Below are 22,198 nucleotides of genomic sequence, written 5' to 3' on the forward strand. Positions count from 1 at the left end.
TAATTCTTTTTTTAAAAGTTAAAACCAAGTTTAAAACCAATACTTCTAGTGGTTGCGTAACTCATATCTTCTACACCACTTACAAAACCATTTCCTTGAACAGCTAACTGTTCTGGGTCAAAATGAGGGTTTTCGGTAATTGCAAATAAATTGTTACCAATTATTGACATGCTTATTTGTCCTTCATCTTTTAATCCCATGAAACCTTCTTTAACTTTAAAAGTATAACCGAGTGAAAATTGTCTTAACTTAATAAATGAAGCATCATAAACATTATTTTCTTCATGATTTCGATCATAAAACTGGCGGTAATAACTTTCTGCCGAAACAGCAACTGTATTAGGTTGACCCGAAGGAGTTACACCTTGCGCCACAATTCCTTCTAATGGTCTATACGCTGTTTCTGCTAATTGCCCTCCAACATTTCCTAATGCTTTTGTTCTTGAAACCAATTGTCCTCCTTGTCTCCAATCAAAAAGAAAGCTTAAATTCCAATTTTTATAGTTTAAATTATTGGTCCAACCCAATGTAAAGTCAGGGTTATAGTTGCCTAATTTTTGTAAATTATTATCGGCAATATAACGCCCATTTTCATCAATAATAAATTGTCCTTGCTCATTTTTCAAGTACCCTGTACCATAAAAATCACCTATTCTTCCACCTTCTTCTACTTGAAACCAAACGGTTTGATTGGCACTATCATAAATTCTACTATAGGCTAGCGTTAAACGACCACTTTCTTGAGGTAAACTTTTAATAACCGAACGACTTTGAGCAAAATTAAAGATGGTATTCCACTTAAAATGTGCAGTTTTAATAGGAATCGCATTTAAAATAATTTCTACACCTTGCGTATTTACTTTTCCACCATTCACTACTTGTTGATTGTAACCAGAAGAAATGGCAATGGGTAACGAAATAATCTGATCTTTAGTTGTAGCATTATAATAAGTAATGTCAAAATTGAGACGGTCATTAAAAAAACGAATATCTGTACCCACTTCATAAGAGGTTGTTTGCTCTGGTTTTAAATTCGCATTGGGAATAAAATTTTGATTACTGAAAGCGGGCTGACTATTATAAGGTGTTTGTGATACAAATGCTCCTGATGTTTGGTACGGACTTGTATCATTTCCTACTTGAGCAATACTTGCCCTCAATTTTGCAAATGAAATAGGCTTTGGTAAATCAATTATATTAGAAATTATAAAACTAGATGATAAAGAAGGATAAAAAAAGGAAGTACCACTTACTGAAAAAGGAGTTGCCAAAGCGCTCGACCAATCATTTCTCCCTGTTATGTCTAGATAGAGATAATCTTTGTAGCCTAATTTTACTAAGCCATATAAAGAATTAATTCTTTTTTTACTTTCGTATTGAAAAATTTCAACTGGAGAAGCCGCGTTATTAAGGTTAAAAATTCCAGGTTGTGCTAAATTAACGGTTTGCGATTGCTTCGTTTTAGCCAATTGATCCATTCGGTTTCCACCAAAAGAAAAATCATAGGAAAAATCAGAAATTACATTAGAATAATTAAATAAAAAATCTGTATTTACTTCTCTATATTGAACATCATGCTCGGCATAACCTCCATTTTTAAAACGATTACTGCTAAAGTTACGTATCATTTGTCTTGATTCTGTACTGTAATCCATCCCTGTTCTAACTGTAACACTTAATTTATCAATGATTTCTTGTTTGAATAAAAGGTTCCCAAAAACACGATCTCTATCAAATGAATTGCGATTTTCTAACAACGTAAAATACGGATTATCAAAATAGGTATAATTAAAAGAATACTGTTGGATTCCTTCTAAACCAGGTTGCCAATATTGCTTTAAACTATGTATATCGAGAGATCTTGGTCCCCAACCCACCAATGCGTAGTTAACGTTTTCACTTCCGTATCCATTAGAAGGTCTATTCTTACTACTTGAATGCACATAATTTATAGAAGAGGAAACGGTGGTTTTATCAGACGGATTAAAATTTAGTTTAGCCGCAACTGTTTGACGGTCTAAATTTACACCTGGAATAATCGCTTCGCTTCTTAAATCGGTGAAAGACAAGCGATAGTTCCCTTTATCAAATCCATTAGATAACGCAATATTATTAATAGTAGTCGTACCTGTTCTATAAAAATCTTTTAAGTTATTTGGATGCGAAATAAAAGGTGTAGGTGTAATGGATAAACCATCATATAAGGAAGTATCACCACCACGAACAAAATCTCCATTTGGCAATTGAACTGGACTATCGAATTGAGAAATTAACAAACCTTGATCCAATCTTGGTCCCCAAGAATAGCTAATTAAATCATTGGTTCCTCCTCCTAATCCATCCACAAAAGCAAATTGGCCCGAATTCCCTTGTCCGTATTCGTTTTGAAAATCAGGCAATTGAAAAGCCGAGTCTACCGTTAATGAAGAATTAAAACTAACGTTAAATCCTTTCTTTTTATGACCTTCTTTTGTTTTAATCACAATAACACCATTAGATGCTCTTGTTCCATATAAAGCTGCTGCACTTGGACCTTTTAAAACTGAAACCGATTCAATATCATCTGGATTTACTTCCATAGCACCGTTTCCATAATCTATTTCTTGAAAACCCGCTGCTGCTTCATTCGTAAAATTAAAAACCGTTTCATTATTTATTGGAATTCCATCAACAACAAACAAAGGATTATTATTAGAAAAAGAAGCTTCTCCTCTAATCGTTATTTTAGAAGAAGACCCCACACCTGTAGGGCCTTGTGTAATGGTAACACCAGCAACTTTCCCAGCTAAATTATCTAAAAAGTTGACTGTTTTTACTTCTTCTAATTCTTTGGCTTGAAGGGTTTGAACAGTATAACCCAACTCTTTTGATTCTCTTTTTAAGCCAAGAGCTGTAACGACTACTTCATTCAAAATTTCACTTTCTTCTTCCAATGCTACATCAATTTGAGTTTGATTCCCAATCATTAGAGTTTTCGTTTTAAAACCCAAATAGGAAAAAGTTAGTTTCGTTGCAACAGAGGGAACTGTTATGGTATAATTTCCTTCTTCATCTGATGTAGTCCCTTCAGTTGATGTGGAAGTAATATTTACAAAAGGTAAAGCAGTACCATCATTGGAACTGGTAACTTTTCCTTTAACTGTAATTTGTGAATAGCCAGCCCACGAAAATGTGAGTAGCAATAGTATATAAATTTGCTTCATTTAGGTTTTAGTATATAATTAATTGTAATCTGATTCTCAGAAAAATAAATTAGTATACTAATGGCGACCCTTTATTGAATCTATGCGTTAAAAAAACAGAGGTCTTTTTTTCTACAACATGGGTTATGATTTGATTCGCTTCAAAAACCAATTGGTTTAATAATTGGTTTAAAGTAGCATACACTTTTTTAAAGCTATTTACAAAATCAAAAATATCGTTATATGTATCTAAATCCGCTAATGTTTTTAAGTGCGTTACCGAAATAGACTTCAATTCTAAAAAGCTACATAATGAAGCACTTAAAGTTTGCTTTTGCCATGGAAGCTGCAATAATAGTTCGGGTTGGAAATCTTCCTTTTTTATACCTAAAAGATAAAACCCTCCGTCTTTTGATTTCCCTATGACCGAATGATTTGCAAGTAGTTCTTCATGCGCTTTTAAGAGTTGTTTTGAGGTTAATTGAGGGGTATCATTACCAATAGCTATAACTGATTGGTAACCTAAATCGTAAACAGATTGAATCGCGTTTACAAATCGCTCTGCGAATGAATCACCAACTTGATTCTGCTCGGTAAATAAGAAAAAAGGCAATTGTGTGTTTTGGACCAATTGCATGGTGCGTTTTTGTAAGGATTCAAAAACTGCTTTTGAATTTTGAAAAGTTTTTATTTTTGCTTCATATGCTGCCGAATGTGCAAAAATTAAAATAGCTGTTTTTGAATCTTTTATCATACTCTTTTCTTTAAACAACTACACCTTGACAGCTACTTCCTGCTCCAGCAGTACATCCATAGCAATGTTGAGATATAACAATATTTCTTTGAGTCAATTCCGTTTCATTAAATTCGGCAATGTGTTTTGATTTTGAAGCAACTTTTAAACCCAACATTTGATTGAAGTCGCAATCGTATAACCAACCATCCCAACTTACCGAAATAGTATTGGTACACATTACATTAGCCACCGCTGCAGGATTATATGCTTCTACTAAAGCATACATATAATCTTCATAATTATCGGAAGCAATTAGATAATCTAAAAAGCGAGAAATAGGCAAATTGGTAATCGCAAATAGATTATGAAAATCGATATTAAAATCTTCTTTCAAGGCTTTTTTAAAATCTTTTTCCATAGCACTTTGATCTGCAGGTAAAAAAGCTCCCGAAGGGTTGTAGACCAAATCGAGTTTTAGATTACTTCCTGGCCTACCATATCCTACTGCATTTAAATCCTGTAAGGCTTGAATGGATTTATCAAAGACTCCATCACCTCTTTGCACATCAGTTTTACCCTTTGTCCAATGCGGCATTGAACTTACCACATGAATATTGTGTTTTTTAAAAAACTCTGGTAAATCGTAGTACTTCTTATTGGCTTTTATAATAGTTAGATTGGAACGCACTATAAAATCTTTAACACCTAGTTTGGATGCTTCTTCCACAAACCATCTGAAATGGGGGTTCATTTCTGGTGCACCTCCAGTTAAGTCTAGTGTAGTTACCGCTGTTGTTTTTAGTACTTCTAAAATTTGCAGCATGGTTTCTTGGGTCATAATCTCTTTTCGATCAGGACCAGCATCCACATGGCAATGGGCACAAACTTGATTGCACATATAGCCAACATTAATTTGTAGAATTTCAATTTTCTTGGGTTGCAAAGGAAATTGATTGGATTTTGCAATTTGGTCGGCAAAAGTGGGTAAAGAACCATCTTTAAAAATACCATTTGAAAGTATCTCCAATTGCTTTTCAGTTTTAGACAACGGACTTTCTTTGGCTTGAAGTGATTTCAACATAGTTTTTTTGTTTCTTCTAATTGTGTAATCTAAACAAAAATAGACCAACATTTGTAATAAAAATGTTAGCTATTTTACATATATACGAAAAAACTACATGGATAGTTTTTTATATTTATTCATCATTTGAACACCATGCACTAAAGCGGCACCACTTTTTATAGCAGCTGTAACATGAACTGCTTCCATCATTTCTTCTTTGGTAATTCCTCTTTTTAAACCATCTCCAGTATAAGCATCAATACAATAGGGACATTGAACAGCATGTGAAACCGCTAACGCAATTAAAGATTTTTCTCTTGCAGATAAGCTACCTTCTTCAAAGACTTTTCCATAATATTCAAAAAAACTATTTCCCAATTCTTCACTCCATTCTACAATTTTTCCAAATTTTTTTAAATCAGCAGGATCGTAATACGTTTTTTCCATCGTTTATTTTTTATTTTGATTATATATTTTTATTCCTTTCAAGAGATATTTACCCCATGTTTTTGAAAAAGCATGGACTTCATCTGTTATTTCACCATTCGCATTTACAACTGTATAATTCTTGTTTTTCCATTCAAAAATACCTCCATATAAATTTTTAACATTGGTATACCCTAATTGAATTAATTTTTCACCAATATCTTCGCTTCGCACCCCAATAGAACAATACACCACTATAGGAGTTTGTTTATTCGGAATTGCTTTTAATAATAAATCTGTATCAAATTTTTGATAACCTACATGGATTGCATTTTCCAAATGACTAACATTGAATTCTTCCAATTCTCTGGTATCTAAAACTGTACTATTTTTGCTACTTTTCAATTCTTCAGCACTAATATAAGGAACCGAATTTGTATTGAATTTTTGGAGTACCTCAGGAATGTTTTTTTGTGCTACACTTAACTGTAGGAATAAGAGTAGCATTAAGAATAAACTTTTCATTGCAAAATAATATTAAAATTAGAATACGTTTGCAAACCACATTGAAGTTACAAAATATAAAAGGATATAAATGACCTAGCAATTAATTTATACTTGCATTTTATTTTTTTGCTCCCTTTACATGTACTTTAGTTTCACCTGTAATTTTAAAAGAATTGATCATTTTGTCCATTACGGCTTCATAATCTGACCTTCTATTTAAAAGGGTCCAAGTCATGATTTGGTAATAATTGCTTACACCGTTAACGAAAGCAATTTCATAGAAAACCTCATATTCTTCAATTTTACCTTCGAATTTGAATAATTTCGCTTCTAAAGAATTAATAACTGTATCTTTTTCTTTTTTATTTTTAAATTCTATATTATTTTCTAAGCTTGTGGTGAGTAATTCAACGTAACCATTAAAATCGTTAGAATAAATATCTTCAAGTTCATTTACAGCAATTGCTTGTTCAAATTCTTGTTTGCTTTCATCAATAACAATTATATATAATTCTCGAAAAGGATTTTGATATTGCAAAGAAGCATCCTCATTTAAATCATTCGTTTTAGAAAGATAACTTGGAAGCTGTAAAGCATAATTTTTAACTTCAATTTTTTTTAATTCTTCTTCCTTACTACAAGAAAGCAATACAAGTGTTACAAATAAAAAGTAAATTTTTTTCATTGACATATTGTTTATATTACAAAAATATAGAATAAAAAATGAAAAAAACGCATCTTTTTATAGCATAGTACAATTTAATTGAACTGTTCTCTAAACATCATTGGAGTTAAACTCGTCTTGGCTTTAAAAAGTTTACTGAAAGATTGCGAATGTTCAAAGCCTAATTCATAAGCAATTTCACTTACCGAAAGCGCTGTAGTAGAAAGTTTTTCTTTGGCTTTTTCAATTAATTTTTCATGAATGTGTTGTTGTGTAGTGTGTCCTGTAAGCGATTTCAACAAACTACTAAGATATGTAGATGAAATATGTAGTGCATCTGCAATATATTGAACTGTTGGTAAACCAATATTATTCTCATCATTAAAATATTCCTCAATCATTTTTTCAACCTGATCTAAAATCTTATGATTATTTACTTTTGTTGTGAGAAATTGGCGTTGATAAAAACGATTGGAATAATTTAACAAGGTTTCAATTTGCGAAATGATAATATTTTGACTGAATTGGTCTAAATTTCCATTATATTCTAATTCAATATTAGCAACAATTCCTTTTAAAATAGCTTCTTCTTTTTCAGTTAAAAACAAGGCTTCATTGACCGCATAATCAAAAAAATCATATTTTTTAATGGTTTGTGCCAAAGTAGTATTCCAAAGGAAATCGGGATGAATCATTAAAATCCAGCCGCTTTTAGGACTTGCTATTTCGGCTATAGGTTCAATACCAAAGACTTGATTAGGTGCAATGAAAAACATTACACCTTCATCAAAGCCATAATTACCTTGTCCGTATTTATATTTTGTTCCTACACTTCTTTTACAAGAGATATGATAAAAGTCGAAAACAAAATTTTTATGATTTACTTCTTTAGAGCATTCCACTTTGCTATAGTCAAAAAGACTAATTAAAGGATGTTGAGGAGCAGGCAGCCCTTTCATTTTATGAAATTCTGCAATAGATTTTACGCGATGCACATTAGGCTCATTCATAACTCAAATTTACATAATTTTACACCATCATACCACCAGAAAGTTCGATACGTTGGCCATTCATCCAACCTGCTTCAGGAGTACAAATAAAAGCCACAACACCGCCTATATCTTCTGGTTCCCCTACACGACCTAAAGCCGTTATACTAGCGATTGCATTTCTTTTCCCTTCATCTGATTTGTTTGAACCGCCACCAAAATCAGTTGCAATTGCTCCTGGTGCAACACAATTAGCTGTGATTTTTCTTGGCCCTAATTCCTTTGCCAAACATTTGGTATACGTTTCAATAGCACCTTTCATACTCGCATAAGCAGAAACATTTGGAAAAGAGACTCGGGTTAAACCAGAAGAAATATTTATAATTCTTCCTCCATCATTTAAAGTAGGCAACAATTTTTGTGTTAAAAAATAGACCCCTTTAAAATGAATGTTCATCATGTTATCGAAAGCTTCTTCAGTAGTATCTGTTACCGAACCATATACACCAGTTCCCGCGTTATTAATTAAAAAATCAAAATTAGGTGATCCTTCATGCTCCCGTAAATGTTGGCTCACTTTTCCAACAAAAGTATCAAAAGTATCTACCTTACTTGTATCGAGTGGATACGCAATAGCTTTTTGTCCTAAAGCCAACACCTCAGCAACCACTTTATCTGCTTCAATTGCATTTGTATGATATGTAAAAATGATGTTGTTTCCATTTTTAGCTAGGTTAAGAACCATGTCTCTTCCTAACCCTCTACTACCACCAGTAACTAGAGCAATTTTTGTTTTTGTTTCCATAAGTACTTCTATTATTAACTATTTATGGTACAAATTTCAGAACTCTAACTTGAGTTGAAGTAGCCAAATCTTTGAATATTGTAGCTGAAACTATTCTTCGTCTAATCTTCTCATGGTTCTATATTCTATTCCCCAATCTGCTATGGTTTCTGTAACTTTTTTTAATGACAATCCTATTTCAGTTAAAGAATATTCGACTCCTATGGGTTTCGTATCCAACACTTTTCTTTCAATAAGCTTATTCATCTCCAATTCTTTCAACTCTCTACTTAACATTTTTCCTGAAATTCCTTCTACCTCATTTAAAAGATCAGAATACCTTTTATTTCCGTAGCACAAAGACGTAATAATCGAAATTTTCCATTTCCCTCCTATTATATATATTACATCGTGAACGGCTTTTATCTTGAGTAAACAAGTACCGTTTGTTGTTGCTTTTTCAATTGTTTCTTTCATAACATGTTACTTTGTTACCTCTTTGTTACTATTACTTTTTGACACAAAGTTACTAAAAGTTACAAACATTCTATACTTTTGAAAAAAAATAATCACAATACTATGAGTTTAATAAATGATTTACATTGGCGATATGCCACCAAAAAAATGACAGGTGAAAAAGTCTCTCAAGATAAAATAGAATATATTTTAGAAGCCGCACGATTAGCACCTTCTTCGTCAGGTTTGCAACCCTACGAAATTTTTGTAATTAGTAACCCTACGCTTTTAGAAAAATTAAAACCCTATTCATTTAATCAAGAACAAATAACACAATGTTCTCATTTATTAGTTTGGGCAGCTTGGGACAGTTACAGTTTAGAAAAAATTGAAAAAGAGTTCAACTATATTTTATCAGAAAGAGGTTTGCCATTAACACAAATGGATGATTATAAAAAACTTTTATGGGGTATGTATGAACCTTTAGGTGCAGAATGGCATGCAATTCATACCGCAAAACAAGCCTATATTTCTTTTTCCATGGCAATTGCTGCTGCTGCTGAACAAAAAGTAGATGCAACTCCAATGGAAGGTTTTGATCCACAAGCTTACGATCAAATATTAGGCATGAAAGAAAAAGGTTTAAAAACAGCTGTTATCTTACCTATTGGATATAGAGATAGTGGTAATGATTGGAATGAAAACTTGAAAAAAGTAAGAAGACCTATGGACCAACTGGTTACAGAAATGGAATAATAAAAAAAGCACTTAAAGTGCTTTTTTTATTTCCAATTGTATACCAATTATTCCATAATAATTATTTACTTTCTTAATCATATTACCTTCTAATTTTTAACGCAAATGGTATCAGGCATGACCTGACATTCAAAACCCATTTGACGCACCATTTGCACTATAGATTCTAATGATATCTTTTCACCCTCTACTCGAATTACCGTATGACCACAAGGGAAATGCAACGCGGTTTCATTCAAATCATAATCAATTTTAAATTCTAAAAAACGATTCGAAAGCTGTTTAACAACCTTTTTTGCTTGATACTTTTTAGTAATATTGGTAATAAAAACTTCAATCATAATCTATTATCTAAAATTCCTCCTTAATTAATTCCATATTAACCATTGCGCCGCAAATATTCCCTGTAGCAACTGCATTAGCTACCGAACGTATCAAGGAACTAGTATCACCACACGCATATATACCGGAAACAGTTGTTTTTTGAAATGCATCTACTTTTAAATGCCCCGTTTCAGTTATAGCACACCCTAATTCAACAGGGATAGTACAATGCTGTTGGAAAGGTATAGCAGCATAAACGGCTTCAAAATTTTCTCGACTTCCATCGTTAAAAACCAATTGGCTTACATATCCTTTTTCATGTATGACTTCTATGATTTTTTTATCTATAACTCTAATGGTATGGTTTTCCAATTTTTGCAATTGCTCATTGGTAAATAAATGACTATCTGAAGTAATTAAAGTAATATCTTGGGTTAAATTATTAACCAAAGAAGCCAAATGAAATGCTTTTTCACCCTGTGCCAAAATAGCAGTTTTTTTGTCTCTTATTTCATAACCGTGGCAATACGGACAATGCACTACTGATATTCCCCAGCAATCTGAAAAACCTTTGACAGCAGGAAATACATCTTTTATACCTGTGGCAAAAATTATTTTTTTTGCATAAAACACATCTGATTTATCAGTTAAAATACTAAAACAATTCTCTTTCTTTTCTCCTTTTACAGCGATACCTTCATAAAATGAAACTGTATTATAGTGGAGTACTTGATCCTTAGCCTTTGTAGTAATGTTAGCAGGTTTTTCTCCATCTAAAGTTATAAAGTTATGGGAATGTGGTGTTTGCCGATTACAAGGTAATCCACTATCAATAATTAATACTTTACGCAGAGAACGCCCTAAAGCCATAGCTGCAGATAAGCCTGCATAACTACCACCTATCAGTATAACATCGTATTTAATTTCATCTTTCATGATTTTATGTATTAAGGATTATAAAATATTAATGCAACTTAATCGCGTTAAATAACTTTGCAAATGTAAAATTATTTTATAATATTGCAACTTAATCGCATTAATTTATTGCAACTAAATCGCATTTGTCATGAAAAGAAGAAATACAGCTAGCCAGGAAGTTGTTTTAAACGTATTAAATAGTACAAAAAAAGCTATGAGTCATGATGCTATTGAAAAAAAAATAAACATAGCTATTGACAGAGCCACGATTTACAGAATTTTAAATCGTTTTTGTGACGATGGGATTGTGCATAAAATAATAGCAGATGATGGAAAACAATATTTTGCAGTTTGTATGAAATGTGATGAAAATAAATTGCCAAACAATCATTTTCATTTTAGATGTACTCATTGCGACACTATTGAATGCCTTCCTTCTGTTGTAAATTTCTCCCTTCCCGAAAATTATCAAGTAGAAAAAGTGAATTGCGTTTTAGTAGGAACTTGTAAAGAATGTTTCAATGAGATGGAATAATAAAAAAGTTTCTACTAACCTATTCTTAAATTTTTAATCAAAAGTTGATTATAAAATAAAAACAAAAAAAACCTTACAAGATTGTAAGGTTTTTTAATTAGAGCCGTGCTCTGCGGAGAAAGAGGAACTAACATCTACTTTATTTGGCTTTACCTCATCTTACTAAAACAGCTGTTAACCCTTGAAAAATAAGAGATTTTTAAAAATATGTAATAAAGTAAAATTAAGCTAATTATATATAAAAATGACAAATGTGGGGATTATGTGGGGATAATTTTGTATCTTTAAAGTGTTGAAAAACTTAATGATACCGTACCAATGGCAACAATTAACTACCTTATAAAAGGAGAAAAAAACGCAACAAATATACTTTTGCGTTTCAAAAACGGAAGAAAATTCGATTTAACAGCATCAACCGATTTAAAGGTAGAGCCTAAAAGATGGAGTTCTGCAAAGCAAAAAGTTAAGCTTACAGCTGACGATACTACAAAAGATGAAATCAATCAAAAACTTTCAGAGCTTGAAAAATTCATATTTGACGAATTCAATTCAGATAATAGCAAAGGTGAGTTTATCGATAAACATTGGTTAAGAAAAAAGATAGCTAATTTCTTCAATAGACCTATTGACGAAACAGCCGTTGACCAAATATTTTTCATTCCTTTCATTGATACTTTTATTAAACAAGCACCAACACGCATAATAAAAGGTAAAAATAAGCCAATTGCTAAAGGAACTATCACAAAGTATAATACAACACTTAACAAGCTAAAAGAGTACGAAGAACGCTTTAAAACGAAGCTGAAGTTTACCGATTTAGATTTAACCTTTTATGATAGATTTGTAAACTTCCTTTCACAAGAACAAAAGATAAATTTGGGTACAATTGGAAACTACATTGGAACCATTAAAACGATTGCCAGAGATGCAAAATTAAAAGGCTTGCCGGTACATCCACACATCGAGCATCCTAACTTTTTTGTGCCAAAAATTACAGCCGATAGCATCTATTTAAAAGATGAAGAAATTAATAAAATATTCAATCACAATTTTAAAGGAGTTGAAAGATTAGAAAACACAAGAGATTTATTTATAATTGGATTACGTACAGGATTAAGAATTTCAGATTTTTTAAGATTGAAAGATGCTAATATCAAAAACGGCTACATTGAAATTGAAACGCAAAAAACAGGTCAAACAGTTACTATTCCATTACACCAACAAGTAAAAGCAATTTTAGAAAAAAGAAACGGTTTCCCAAGAGCAATTTCAGACCAAAAATTCAATGAACACGTAAAAGAGTTGTGCAAAGTAGCAGGATTCAATGAATTAACACAAGGCTCAAAAATAAATAAGGACACTAAACGAAAAGAAGAAGGAGTTTTTGAAAAATGGGAATTAGTATCATCGCACATTTGTAGACGTTCATTTGCCACAAATCTATATGGTAAGTTGGACAATTTAACCATTATGGGAATAACTGGGCATCAAACAGAAACTCAATTTTTGAAATACATTAAAATAACAAGAACCGAAAAAGCAGAAAAACTAAAAGAATATTGGAACAAACAAAACGAAGAACAAGAAATTGAAGAGAAAAAAATGAAAGTAGTAAAGTAAGGTAAAGTTTAATATATTTAGCTTTTTAATTTTGTATGAAAAGTGTTAATTCATTTATAAAAGCTTTAAGTGAAAATTATTATTCTGAATTTCTTACTGATGCAATAGCTGAAGAAATTGATTTTCATAGATATTTTTTGCCTGTTAATTATCAAAGTCATTATTATTATGAGTTGAGAATTAATGAAATTCATTTAAAAAGAAGAGAGATAATAAACAATGTAAAAAAGCTATATCAAAATGCTTTATCTCAAATTTACATTGAATTATCTTCACAAGACCCAGACAATTTTGATTCTTTTTTAGCATTTAATATTGAGGCAGTAAAATTGCAACTAAAAATATTAAGAGCTGATTTTTATGTAGATGATAAACAGTCAAGATACTTTTCAGTTATTGATGATAATCCAAATCTTCAAGAATTAATTGCAAGAACTCACGATAGAACAAGTTCAAACGAAATAGAAATTGATAAAAAGATTTTTGATTTAATTTCTGATTCTAATTTTAGAAAAGTTGAAAGTATTTATTATTTAGGAGCACTTTATGAAAGATCTAAAGCATTAAGTTTTCTTCCATTATCATTATTTGTAATAGGACATGATTTTGTTGTTCAGCTTAAAAAAATACAACAAATCTTATTTGATTTAAAAGAAGAAAAAGCAGTTAATCCAAAAATCAATTGGATAGGCAAAAAGACGCATATCGGATATATCTTGGGAACATTAGCATTAAATGGTTTTATTGATGCGCCAAAAAATAAAAACGGTGAAATTAATTATACAGCTTATGCAAGATTGATAAAACAAAACTTCAATGCTGAAATTTCCGAAGAGTCATTAAGAAAATACCTCAACCCTGAAGATGATAAATTCGAAGAAAATAGAAAATCTTTTGAGAAAGCAAAGTTCAATATGCCTAACATTATTGAAGTAAGTTAAAGCGTTCCGGAACGTAAAGGAACGTTTGCTGAAATATAACCAACCTTACTTTGTACCATCAATAACGATAAAAGCGTATCACGATGGAACAAAGTAAAATCACACAAGTATTCGGAGTTTCTCCCGAAGAATTCAAAGAAAGCATCTTAACCGATGTTAGAGCAGAAATTAAATCCTTAGCTCAAAATTTCCAACCTATTGCACCACAAGAATATCTTACACGCCAAGAAACGGCAGAAATTCTAAAGGTGTCATTAGTAACACTTTCCGACTGGAACAAAAAGAAAATCCTTAACCCATATCGTTTAGGAAACCTCATCAGGTACAAACGTTCCGAAATTGAACAAGCTTTAGTTAGTATTAATGCAAAAAAACAATAACTATGAGCCATCCATTTCAAGAGAGTTTAAGCAATATCGAAAAACGATTGGAAGAACTAACCCAAGCCGTTTCCAAAAAACAAGAAAGAATATTCGATAAGGTAATTATAGATAACGATGAGTTTCAAAAACTGTTTAAAATTAGTCCAGGAACAGCTGCTAATTGGAGAGAGAAAGGATTGATTGCGTACAGCCAAATAAACAATAAAATTGTCTATAAAATCGAGGATATAAATAAAATGCTTGATGATAACTATCGACCATTTAAAAAGTAATTCTTTAGGTCATGTTAGACTTTATCAAGTTTAAAATTACTGATGAAGTCTTGATAAATGAAATTTGGAGAAACCCTATTTTAGTATATGATGGTAAAGCCGATAAAATCATTGATAATAAACTCAAAAAGAGAATCACAAAAAGATATGAAAATCTATATTTTACAAAGTTTTTCAACAGGTTAGAAATATCAGGAAGCATTCATAAATTTTACAATAATGATGTACACAATGCGGACGATTTTACAATAAAAAAAGTAATCCAAGTAATAGATCATCTCAAAGAAATATTCGAGTTAGATTTAGAAAAATGTTTCATTATAAACTTGGAATACGGAATCAATATCATTTCGCCAATAGCCATTAATAAACTAATAGCAAATTTAATTTATCATGAAAAACGTCAGTTTTACAGAACAACAAAGCATTTATATTACAAGATAGCGGGTGTTGATGCCTACAAAAACATAAAAGTGTACAACAAACACATTCAACATCCTAAATTTTGCAAAGAAAATACCTTTCGATTTGAAGTAAAAAGCAAACAAGCTAAATTTATAAACAAGTTAGGAATACACACCTTAAGCGATTTACTTAGCAACAAAACCCATCAAGCGTTAGGTTGCTCTTTACTTCAAGAGTGGAACAATATCCTTCTATTTGACAAAATAGCGAATGTAGATGAAAAATATTTTAATACTAATTTTTGGGAAAATACAATAACAGTTAAAAGTAGAAATCTATTTAACTATCATAAAAAAAAGTATTTCAAACAATTAGGTAAAAACAATTTACATTCAAAAATTCACGGTTTAATTCATCACAAAATCCTTCAATTAATGTAGTGCAGTTTCCAACTAATATATACTTGGAAATTGCACTATAATTATTGTGATATAAAAACAGGAATTGCATTATTTTTTGTATAAAAATTAACTAAATTTACCCTTTCTACAAAAATAAGTGCCAGAACCATGATAAAAAACATCGAAAAAAGCAATGAAATCGTTGCTATCAATGATAAAGAAATTGCCATATTAAAAGAACATTTCCCAACTTGTTTTAAAAACGATGGAAGTTTTGATATAGAACGATTCAAAGAAACATTGAAAGATAAATTAGATGTAGTGCATGAAGGCTACGAGCTTAAATTCTTAGGTAAAAGTTATGCTAAATTATTAGCTTCTTTAGACACTACAACAGTGATTACACCTAATGAAGAACACAATAGCCAACCCGAAAACACTAACAGCGAAAACATCTACATAAGTGGCGATAATTTAGATGGGTTAAAACATCTTCTAAAATCCTATGCTAAAAGTGTAAAATGTATTTACATTGACCCACCCTATAACACGGGTTCTGATGGTTTTGTGTACAAAGACAATTTCAATTTTACTACCGAAGAACTACAAGATAAATTGAGTGTAGATGAAAACCAAGCCAACCGCATTTTAGAGTTAACTCAAAAAGGTTCTGCTTCACATTCTGCATGGTTGATGTTTATGTATTCTCGTTTGCAATTGGCAAAGGATTTATTAAAGGACGATGGAGTTATTTTTATTTCTATTGATGATAACGAGCAAGCGAATTTAAAGTTGCTTTGTGATGATATTTTTGGGGAAGAGAATTTTGTTTCTAATATTATATGGGAAAAGAAATACTCTCCACAAAATGATGCAAAATGGTTTAGTCCAAATCATGACTATATTTTATTATATTCCAAATCAAAAGAAATTTATAGACCAATACAATTAAAAAGAACTCCAGAACAACTGGCTAGATATAAAAACCCTGATAATGACCCGAGAGGAGTTTGGAAAATGAGTGATTTATCTGTAAAAACTTATTCACCTGAATATGATTATCCAATAATTACTCCATCTGGTAGGGTTGCAGAACTACCTTCTGGTAGATGTTGGATGACGAACGAAACAAAAATGAAAGAATTAATTTCAGATAATAGAATTTGGTTTGGAAAAGATGGAAATAACATTCCAGCATTAAAAAGATTTTTATCAGAGGTTAAGGATGGGGTAACTCCCATGACAATATGGAATAGAAAAGAAGTGGGCGATAATCAAGAAGGGAAACAAGAATTGTTAAAAATTATGCCTGAAAATGTTTTTCAAACGCCAAAACCAATTAGACTATTAAAAAAAATATTAAGTGTTACAGTTGATAAAAGTGATTATATCTTAGATTTCTTCTCAGGTTCTGCTTCAACAGCTCATGCAGTATTAGAATACAATAATGAGAATAAATCAAATTTAAAGTTTATATCTGTACAACTTCCAGAGACACTTAATCAAAAAGATTCAACTCAGAAAACGGCATTTGAATTACTAAAATCAAATAATTATCCACCTACCCTTGATTACATCGGTTTCGAAAGAATCAAAAGAGCATCAAAAAAAATAAAGGAAGAAACCAATTCAGAAATAGATTATGGTTTCAAGCATTTTATTCTAAACGAACCTAATCCTAATACTTTAGACAAATGCGAAACATTTGATAAAGCGAATTTAATAGCTAATGATTCCATTTTAGACGATTTTGGAGTATCTACGGTTTTAACCACATGGTTAAATTATGATGGTTATGGCTTAACTACAAAAGCAACCGAAATAGATTTAAAAGGTTATACGGCTTATTATCATCAAAAACATCTGTATTTAATTCACACCGATTTTACCCAAGAAGCCGTAATGGAGCTTTTTGAAAAATACGATACCATACCACATTTTAATCCTGAAAATATTGTATTGTTTGGATACAGCTTTAACGAATGGTCAGTTACCGAAATGTTAGAAAAGAATCTAAAAATCTTAAACGACACCGAAAAGAATTTAAAAATTAACATCGAAGTAAGATACTAAAAGTAAAAGCTATGGAGTTAATTTTAAAAAATGGCTTACCACATCAAGACAAAGGTGTTCAGGCTGTAGCCAATGCATTTTCGGTAAATAGTTTCTCAAAAAACAAAGTATATTATGCTAACCCTACTTTAGAGTTAGATAAAGAAGCTTTATTGCATAACATTAAGGAAGTTCAAAAAACAAACGGTATTCATCCCGAATATACAGCTTTAAACGGCATACAAGATTACTTGAACTTAGATATTAAAATGGAAACCGGTACAGGAAAAACCTATGTACACACGGCTACTATTTTTGAGTTACACAAACAATACAAAATCAATAAATTCATAATTGTTGTGCCTACTTTAGCCATTAAGGCAGGTACACGACAATTTATACAAGACCCATATACAAAAAAGCATTTTAAAGATGTTTGTGGTTATGGCACAGAAATAGAATTACAAGTATTAGATGCAGCTAAAAAGAAAAAAGGAAAACAATTTTTCCCAAGTGCTGTGCGTGAATTTGTTTCGGGTTCCAGTCAAAATCAAAATAAAATTTATGTTTTATTGGTTAATATGGCTTTGCTAACCAATAGTAAAATGCTAAAAGACCAATACGACTCTGGAGTAGAAGATTTTTATAAACCTGTTGAAGGTATAAGTGCTACAAAACCTTTTTTATTAATAGATGAACCACATCGATTTTCTAAAGCACAAAAAACATTTGAATTCATCACAAACGAAATTCAACCGCAATGTATTATTCGTTTTGGTGCAACTTACCCTACGGTTACTATTGGAAAAGGCACAGTAAAAAAAACAATTAAAGACTATCATAATTTATTATATGATTTGAATGCTTGTGAATCGTTCAATCAAAATTTAATTAAAGGAATAGCCAAAGAACACTTTGAACCGCTTTCTAAAAAAGAAGACAAAGTAAAAATAATGGCAATCCAAAGTAAAACCAGTGCAAAGTTCAATCTAATTCAAAAAGATGGACCAACTAAGAGTTTTGAACTAAAAAAAGACGATAGCTTATCCATTATTTCAGAAGAGTTTGAAGGAATTGTTATTGATGCTATTGGTTCTAATTTCATTGAATTGTCAAACGGTCAAACAAAATCACAAGGCGAAGAATTTAGCACCGATATTTATTCGTCATCGTATCAGGAACAAATGCTAAAATTAGCCATTGACCGACACTTTGAAACAGAACGTATAAACTTTGATAGAAAGTTTAAGATTAAAACATTAGCCTTATTTTTTATAGACGATATTTATTCCTATCGTCAAGATGAAAAATCAGGTAAAGAAACTTATTTAAAAAATACGTTTGAAAAACTGTTATTGGATAAAATAAACCAAGTAATACCAACACTTAATAAGGATACTGAAAAAGAATATTTAGAATTTTTAGAAGCTTCAAAAAAAGATATTACAGCTTGTCATGCGGGTTATTTTTCACAAGACAACAGTAGTTCTGATGAAGAAATTGCAAACGAAATAAACGAAATACTTTTCGAGAAAAAGAAATTATTATCCATTAAAAAAGAAGATGGTAGTTACAATACACGTCGATTCTTGTTTTCTAAGTGGACATTAAAAGAAGGTTGGGATAATCCTAATGTATTTACAATTACAAAACTACGTTCAAGCGGTAGCGAGTCGAGTAAAATTCAAGAAGTAGGACGAGGATTGCGTTTACCTGTAGATGAATTAGGAAACCGTATTTCAAATGAAGAATTCAAATTAAATTACATCATCGATTTTACTGAAGCAGATTTTGCAGATAGATTAGTGAAAGAAATAAATGATGAATTACCAAAAGGATTTGTCATTACTGAAGAAAAACTAAATGAAGTAGCTAAAAAATTAGAACACGATCCAGACGATTTATTCTTTGATTTAATTTCTAAAAAATACATTGACAGAAAGTACAACATCAATATTGAAAATCAAATTCAGTTCTTTGAAGAATATCCTGATTTTGCTATGGGATTAAATGGCAATAAAGTAGTAGATAGAAACACTAAGAAAGATAAAAAGATAAAAATTCGTCCAGCAGTTTATAACGAATTAAAAACACTATGGGAAGCCATCAATCAAAAGTATGTGTTGTTTTACGACAAGATTGAAGAAGATAATTATCTTAAAGAAGAATTGGTAAAATTATTTGAAAACAATGTATTTACTGATGTAATCATTACAAGTAGACGTCAAGTAATCCAGACTACAGATGACAACCAAATGATGGCAAATGAAGATAGTGGTGTTCAATATACAATCAGTCGTCCATTACCTTACAGTGAATTTTTAAAACGAATAAACAAACAAACTAATATACCAATTCAGTTGATTCATGAAGCATTAATAATCTATGCTTCAAAACAACCAATTGATAATGATAAAATCAATGAGTTTAGTGTAGCAAACTTTGTATCACGTTTCAACGATTGGAAAATAAATAAACTACAAGGAAGATTCAGTTACAGCAAATCGAATATTAAATTATATGGTACAAAACTGTCGTTTCCTAATGGTCAGCCAAAAGAAGAAATTACCCAAGGAATTATTGGAACTAAATTCATTGAAGGCACACCTGTAGAAAAATATTTGTATGATACTTATGCTTATGATTCTCCATTGGAAAAGGATAATATTCAAGCAGTAATTGATGAAGTAGTAGTTTACGGAAAAATTCCAAGAAGCAGTATTTCAATTCCAACAATTACAGGACAATCATACAGCCCCGATTTTATGTATGTAGTCAAAAAAGTAGATGGTTCAAAAACATTAAACATTGTAGTAGAAACAAAAGATGTAGAAAACCAATCCACGTTAAGAAAAATAGAAGAAGTAAAAATCAATTGTGCTAAAGAGTTTTTCAAACAATTAACCATTGACGGCTACACAGTAGAGTTCCACGAACAATTGAATAATAAAAAGATTAAGCAAATAGTTGATGAGGTTTTAATAAATAATTAGTAAAATGAGTTTTGCTGAAAGTATAAATAAATTTGAAGTTGAAAATAATTTTCAGTTTGGAAAACATATAAATGGTAAAAGAGGGTTTAATTTAATAGAAGGGTTTTACAATGCTTTTGTTGATTATAAAGTTGAAACACAAAGAATTGAAAGTTTATATTTTGATTTTTTTAATGGTAAAACTTATAATAAAATAGAAATTGAATATGATAGAGTTCAATATAATTCAAGTTGGTTTTTAAATATCTTTTCTCAAATATCTGAACACTACTACAATAAATTAAACATAGAAGAAGCAAAATTAGTATCAAAATATAAAATTGAAATTATGAATTTTAGTTTTGCTTGTTTGGACTTTAGTATCAAAAACTTTAATGATTTATCATTGTACAACTATTATTTTTTCAGATTAGATAACAATGTAGGTTTCAACTACGATAGTTATATAACATTTATAGAATTTAAGCAAGATTGGAAACTGATTGAAAAAATGGATAAAGACGATTTCATTAGATGGCATAATGCACAAAAACTCATGTAAATTTGAATAATAAGTATTTGATATAGATGTCAAAAATTTTACATAAAATTCAAAAATATTTTATTCATGGAAATAAGTATAAAAAATAACATATCATACACTGAGATTGAAAAGGCTTATAAAGAGTTAAAAAAATCTTCAAATGTAGATTTATATATTCCAGCTAATATTACAGGAAAACAACTTGGTATTTACACTGAGATAATACAATTAATTATTACTTGGAGTAGATTAAGTAAAGGAAAACTATATATACATTACAGTTCCGACACAGATGAATTAGATGATAAGATTGATAAAATGTTCAATCGATATTGGAATTTTGTAGCTGGATGTATGGGTTATAAAAACGGTATTTTTCTGCTTGATCAAGTGGAAGTTTCTGATAAAGTAGCAAATGTTATAAAAGAAAGAACTTCATTTTTTAAGATTAATGAAAATTGGAAAAAGGGAACGAATAGTTTTATTTCTTCAGTACAACATTCGATGAATCCTTATCCATCAGCATTTTACTTATCAAATGGTATATTAAAATCAAAAAAAGAAATTATTGAATTATCAAAAAACATATTAATTGATATTTCAACAAGCTATAATTCTAATACTTCTACTTTTGTAATAGAACACTATGAAAAATTAATAGGTGAAATAATATTTGAACTTATAGAGAATACTCATTTTTGGAGTCAAACAGACTATTCTGGAGAAACCACACCAACAGGTTTTAGAGGATTATTATTTTCATCTCATCAAGGAAATAAAGATACATTACTCAGCAATTGCAAAGATGACAAACCAATGTTTAATTACATAAATAGCTTAATAACTAATAATGAATCTAACAATGCTATTGTTGAAATTTCAGTTTTTGATTCAGGTTCAGGTTTAGCAAGTAAATGGTGTAAAAAAGATGTTACTGATTTTAATTCCCGAGAAGAAATTTATGAAAGTATAATTGATTGCTTGATTAAAAATAATACAAGTGATACATCAAGTAGTTACGAAAGAGGTTTTGGATTACATAATATAATGTCATTATTAGGAGACAGAAAAGGGTATCTTAAATTAAGAACTAATGGATTAAAACTTTATAGAGATTTTAAAGAAAATCCCTTTAATGGTTATATTGAAAACTGTCGTGAAAATTATAAATTGGAAGATTGGCATAGTGTTCAAAAGAAAACAATTCCAAATTACAGAACCGAAGGAACAATGTTTTCAATTTTTATTCCAATTCAAATCAATTAATC

At 30.5% G+C, this 22,198-nt stretch carries 22 protein-coding genes; 11 read left to right on the plus strand and 11 right to left on the minus strand.

What is annotated here, in order from left to right; translation table 11 throughout:
* Window positions 1–11 precede the first annotated feature (11 nt).
* From FHG05_RS02190 to FHG05_RS02230, 9 genes are all read right to left on the minus strand, one after another.
* Window positions 12–3,203, minus strand: coding sequence for a SusC/RagA family TonB-linked outer membrane protein (locus FHG05_RS02190; protein ID WP_140996363.1), 3,192 nt, complete (start codon window positions 3,201–3,203; stop codon window positions 12–14).
* Between the two features lie 49 nt (window positions 3,204–3,252).
* Window positions 3,253–3,936 (minus strand): TIGR04282 family arsenosugar biosynthesis glycosyltransferase, encoded by a 684-nt coding sequence (locus FHG05_RS02195; RefSeq protein WP_140996364.1) that lies wholly within the window; start codon window positions 3,934–3,936, stop codon window positions 3,253–3,255.
* A 10-nt stretch (window positions 3,937–3,946) separates the two neighbouring features.
* Window positions 3,947–4,999 (minus strand): arsenosugar biosynthesis radical SAM (seleno)protein ArsS, encoded by a 1,053-nt coding sequence (gene arsS, locus FHG05_RS02200; protein WP_140996365.1) that lies wholly within the window; start codon window positions 4,997–4,999, stop codon window positions 3,947–3,949.
* A 93-nt stretch (window positions 5,000–5,092) separates the two neighbouring features.
* Complete coding sequence (locus tag FHG05_RS02205) at window positions 5,093–5,428, minus strand: arsenosugar biosynthesis-associated peroxidase-like protein (RefSeq protein WP_130734070.1); 336 nt, start codon at window positions 5,426–5,428, stop codon at window positions 5,093–5,095.
* A gap of 3 nt (window positions 5,429–5,431) precedes the next feature.
* Window positions 5,432–5,932: a rhodanese-like domain-containing protein gene (locus FHG05_RS02210; RefSeq protein WP_140996366.1), complete on the minus strand. Its 501-nt coding sequence runs from the start codon at window positions 5,930–5,932 to the stop codon at window positions 5,432–5,434.
* A gap of 100 nt (window positions 5,933–6,032) precedes the next feature.
* Window positions 6,033–6,599, minus strand: coding sequence for a hypothetical protein (locus tag FHG05_RS02215; protein ID WP_140996367.1), 567 nt, complete (start codon window positions 6,597–6,599; stop codon window positions 6,033–6,035).
* A gap of 74 nt (window positions 6,600–6,673) precedes the next feature.
* The gene (locus tag FHG05_RS02220; protein WP_140996368.1) at window positions 6,674–7,588 is read right to left on the minus strand and encodes a helix-turn-helix domain-containing protein; all 915 of its coding nucleotides are present in this window, start codon (window positions 7,586–7,588) and stop codon (window positions 6,674–6,676) included.
* A 19-nt stretch (window positions 7,589–7,607) separates the two neighbouring features.
* Window positions 7,608–8,372: an SDR family oxidoreductase gene (locus tag FHG05_RS02225; RefSeq protein ID WP_140996369.1), complete on the minus strand. Its 765-nt coding sequence runs from the start codon at window positions 8,370–8,372 to the stop codon at window positions 7,608–7,610.
* Window positions 8,373–8,462: 90 nt separating this feature from the next.
* On the minus strand, window positions 8,463–8,828 hold the full coding sequence (locus FHG05_RS02230; protein WP_140996370.1) for a winged helix-turn-helix transcriptional regulator: 366 nt from the start codon (window positions 8,826–8,828) through the stop codon (window positions 8,463–8,465).
* Between the two features lie 102 nt (window positions 8,829–8,930).
* Between FHG05_RS02230 and FHG05_RS02235 the strand changes: the two genes are divergently transcribed.
* Entirely contained in the window at window positions 8,931–9,563 is a 633-nt protein-coding gene (locus FHG05_RS02235) for an NAD(P)H-dependent oxidoreductase (protein ID WP_140996371.1), read from the plus strand.
* Between the two features lie 89 nt (window positions 9,564–9,652).
* Here FHG05_RS02235 and FHG05_RS02240 read toward each other — a convergent pair whose 3' ends face one another.
* Both FHG05_RS02240 and FHG05_RS02245 read right to left on the minus strand, forming a co-directional pair.
* Window positions 9,653–9,904 (minus strand): hypothetical protein, encoded by a 252-nt coding sequence (locus FHG05_RS02240; protein WP_140996372.1) that lies wholly within the window; start codon window positions 9,902–9,904, stop codon window positions 9,653–9,655.
* 10 nt (window positions 9,905–9,914) lie between these two features.
* Window positions 9,915–10,823 carry an NAD(P)/FAD-dependent oxidoreductase gene (locus tag FHG05_RS02245; protein WP_140996373.1) on the minus strand — a complete coding sequence of 303 codons (909 nt, stop codon included), beginning with the start codon at window positions 10,821–10,823 and terminating at the stop codon, window positions 9,915–9,917.
* A 130-nt stretch (window positions 10,824–10,953) separates the two neighbouring features.
* Here FHG05_RS02245 and FHG05_RS02250 point away from each other — a divergent pair, with 130 nt between their 5' ends.
* From FHG05_RS02250 to FHG05_RS02295, 10 genes are all read left to right on the plus strand, one after another.
* Window positions 10,954–11,340, plus strand: a complete 387-nt coding sequence (locus tag FHG05_RS02250) for a Fur family transcriptional regulator (protein ID WP_140996374.1) — start codon at window positions 10,954–10,956, stop codon at window positions 11,338–11,340.
* A gap of 318 nt (window positions 11,341–11,658) precedes the next feature.
* Window positions 11,659–12,960 carry a site-specific integrase gene (locus FHG05_RS02255; RefSeq protein ID WP_140996375.1) on the plus strand — a complete coding sequence of 434 codons (1,302 nt, stop codon included), beginning with the start codon at window positions 11,659–11,661 and terminating at the stop codon, window positions 12,958–12,960.
* A 35-nt stretch (window positions 12,961–12,995) separates the two neighbouring features.
* Entirely contained in the window at window positions 12,996–13,901 is a 906-nt protein-coding gene (locus FHG05_RS02260) for a hypothetical protein (RefSeq protein WP_140996376.1), read from the plus strand.
* An 83-nt stretch (window positions 13,902–13,984) separates the two neighbouring features.
* Window positions 13,985–14,281 (plus strand): helix-turn-helix domain-containing protein, encoded by a 297-nt coding sequence (locus FHG05_RS02265; protein ID WP_072780602.1) that lies wholly within the window; start codon window positions 13,985–13,987, stop codon window positions 14,279–14,281.
* Between the two features lie 2 nt (window positions 14,282–14,283).
* Window positions 14,284–14,556, plus strand: coding sequence for a helix-turn-helix domain-containing protein (locus FHG05_RS02270; RefSeq protein ID WP_140996377.1), 273 nt, complete (start codon window positions 14,284–14,286; stop codon window positions 14,554–14,556).
* An 11-nt stretch (window positions 14,557–14,567) separates the two neighbouring features.
* On the plus strand, window positions 14,568–15,401 hold the full coding sequence (locus FHG05_RS02275) for a hypothetical protein (protein WP_140996378.1): 834 nt from the start codon (window positions 14,568–14,570) through the stop codon (window positions 15,399–15,401).
* Between the two features lie 129 nt (window positions 15,402–15,530).
* The gene (locus tag FHG05_RS02280; protein ID WP_140996379.1) at window positions 15,531–17,435 is read left to right on the plus strand and encodes a site-specific DNA-methyltransferase; all 1,905 of its coding nucleotides are present in this window, start codon (window positions 15,531–15,533) and stop codon (window positions 17,433–17,435) included.
* Between the two features lie 11 nt (window positions 17,436–17,446).
* Complete coding sequence (locus FHG05_RS02285; protein ID WP_140996380.1) at window positions 17,447–20,407, plus strand: type III restriction-modification system endonuclease; 2,961 nt, start codon at window positions 17,447–17,449, stop codon at window positions 20,405–20,407.
* Window positions 20,408–20,411: 4 nt separating this feature from the next.
* Window positions 20,412–20,948 (plus strand): hypothetical protein, encoded by a 537-nt coding sequence (locus FHG05_RS02290; protein WP_140996381.1) that lies wholly within the window; start codon window positions 20,412–20,414, stop codon window positions 20,946–20,948.
* A 66-nt stretch (window positions 20,949–21,014) separates the two neighbouring features.
* Window positions 21,015–22,196, plus strand: a complete 1,182-nt coding sequence (locus FHG05_RS02295) for a hypothetical protein (RefSeq protein ID WP_140996382.1) — start codon at window positions 21,015–21,017, stop codon at window positions 22,194–22,196.
* The last annotated feature ends 2 nt before the right edge of the window (window positions 22,197–22,198 follow it).

Source organism: Flavobacterium profundi (assembly GCF_006491645.1).
Classification (GTDB): domain Bacteria; phylum Bacteroidota; class Bacteroidia; order Flavobacteriales; family Flavobacteriaceae; genus Flavobacterium; species Flavobacterium profundi.

Coding starts and splice junctions, on each gene's coding strand:
- FHG05_RS02190 (WP_140996363.1), bottom strand. CDS start 3,203: ATGAAGCAAATTTATATACTATTGCTACTCACATTTTCGTGGGCTGGC.
- FHG05_RS02195 (WP_140996364.1), bottom strand. CDS start 3,936: ATGATAAAAGATTCAAAAACAGCTATTTTAATTTTTGCACATTCGGCA.
- arsS (WP_140996365.1), bottom strand. CDS start 4,999: ATGTTGAAATCACTTCAAGCCAAAGAAAGTCCGTTGTCTAAAACTGAA.
- FHG05_RS02205 (WP_130734070.1), bottom strand. CDS start 5,428: ATGGAAAAAACGTATTACGATCCTGCTGATTTAAAAAAATTTGGAAAA.
- FHG05_RS02210 (WP_140996366.1), bottom strand. CDS start 5,932: ATGAAAAGTTTATTCTTAATGCTACTCTTATTCCTACAGTTAAGTGTA.
- FHG05_RS02215 (WP_140996367.1), bottom strand. CDS start 6,599: ATGAAAAAAATTTACTTTTTATTTGTAACACTTGTATTGCTTTCTTGT.
- FHG05_RS02220 (WP_140996368.1), bottom strand. CDS start 7,588: ATGAATGAGCCTAATGTGCATCGCGTAAAATCTATTGCAGAATTTCAT.
- FHG05_RS02225 (WP_140996369.1), bottom strand. CDS start 8,372: ATGGAAACAAAAACAAAAATTGCTCTAGTTACTGGTGGTAGTAGAGGG.
- FHG05_RS02230 (WP_140996370.1), bottom strand. CDS start 8,828: ATGAAAGAAACAATTGAAAAAGCAACAACAAACGGTACTTGTTTACTC.
- FHG05_RS02235 (WP_140996371.1), top strand. CDS start 8,931: ATGAGTTTAATAAATGATTTACATTGGCGATATGCCACCAAAAAAATG.
- FHG05_RS02240 (WP_140996372.1), bottom strand. CDS start 9,904: ATGATTGAAGTTTTTATTACCAATATTACTAAAAAGTATCAAGCAAAA.
- FHG05_RS02245 (WP_140996373.1), bottom strand. CDS start 10,823: ATGAAAGATGAAATTAAATACGATGTTATACTGATAGGTGGTAGTTAT.
- FHG05_RS02250 (WP_140996374.1), top strand. CDS start 10,954: ATGAAAAGAAGAAATACAGCTAGCCAGGAAGTTGTTTTAAACGTATTA.
- FHG05_RS02255 (WP_140996375.1), top strand. CDS start 11,659: ATGGCAACAATTAACTACCTTATAAAAGGAGAAAAAAACGCAACAAAT.
- FHG05_RS02260 (WP_140996376.1), top strand. CDS start 12,996: ATGAAAAGTGTTAATTCATTTATAAAAGCTTTAAGTGAAAATTATTAT.
- FHG05_RS02265 (WP_072780602.1), top strand. CDS start 13,985: ATGGAACAAAGTAAAATCACACAAGTATTCGGAGTTTCTCCCGAAGAA.
- FHG05_RS02270 (WP_140996377.1), top strand. CDS start 14,284: ATGAGCCATCCATTTCAAGAGAGTTTAAGCAATATCGAAAAACGATTG.
- FHG05_RS02275 (WP_140996378.1), top strand. CDS start 14,568: ATGTTAGACTTTATCAAGTTTAAAATTACTGATGAAGTCTTGATAAAT.
- FHG05_RS02280 (WP_140996379.1), top strand. CDS start 15,531: ATGATAAAAAACATCGAAAAAAGCAATGAAATCGTTGCTATCAATGAT.
- FHG05_RS02285 (WP_140996380.1), top strand. CDS start 17,447: ATGGAGTTAATTTTAAAAAATGGCTTACCACATCAAGACAAAGGTGTT.
- FHG05_RS02290 (WP_140996381.1), top strand. CDS start 20,412: ATGAGTTTTGCTGAAAGTATAAATAAATTTGAAGTTGAAAATAATTTT.
- FHG05_RS02295 (WP_140996382.1), top strand. CDS start 21,015: ATGGAAATAAGTATAAAAAATAACATATCATACACTGAGATTGAAAAG.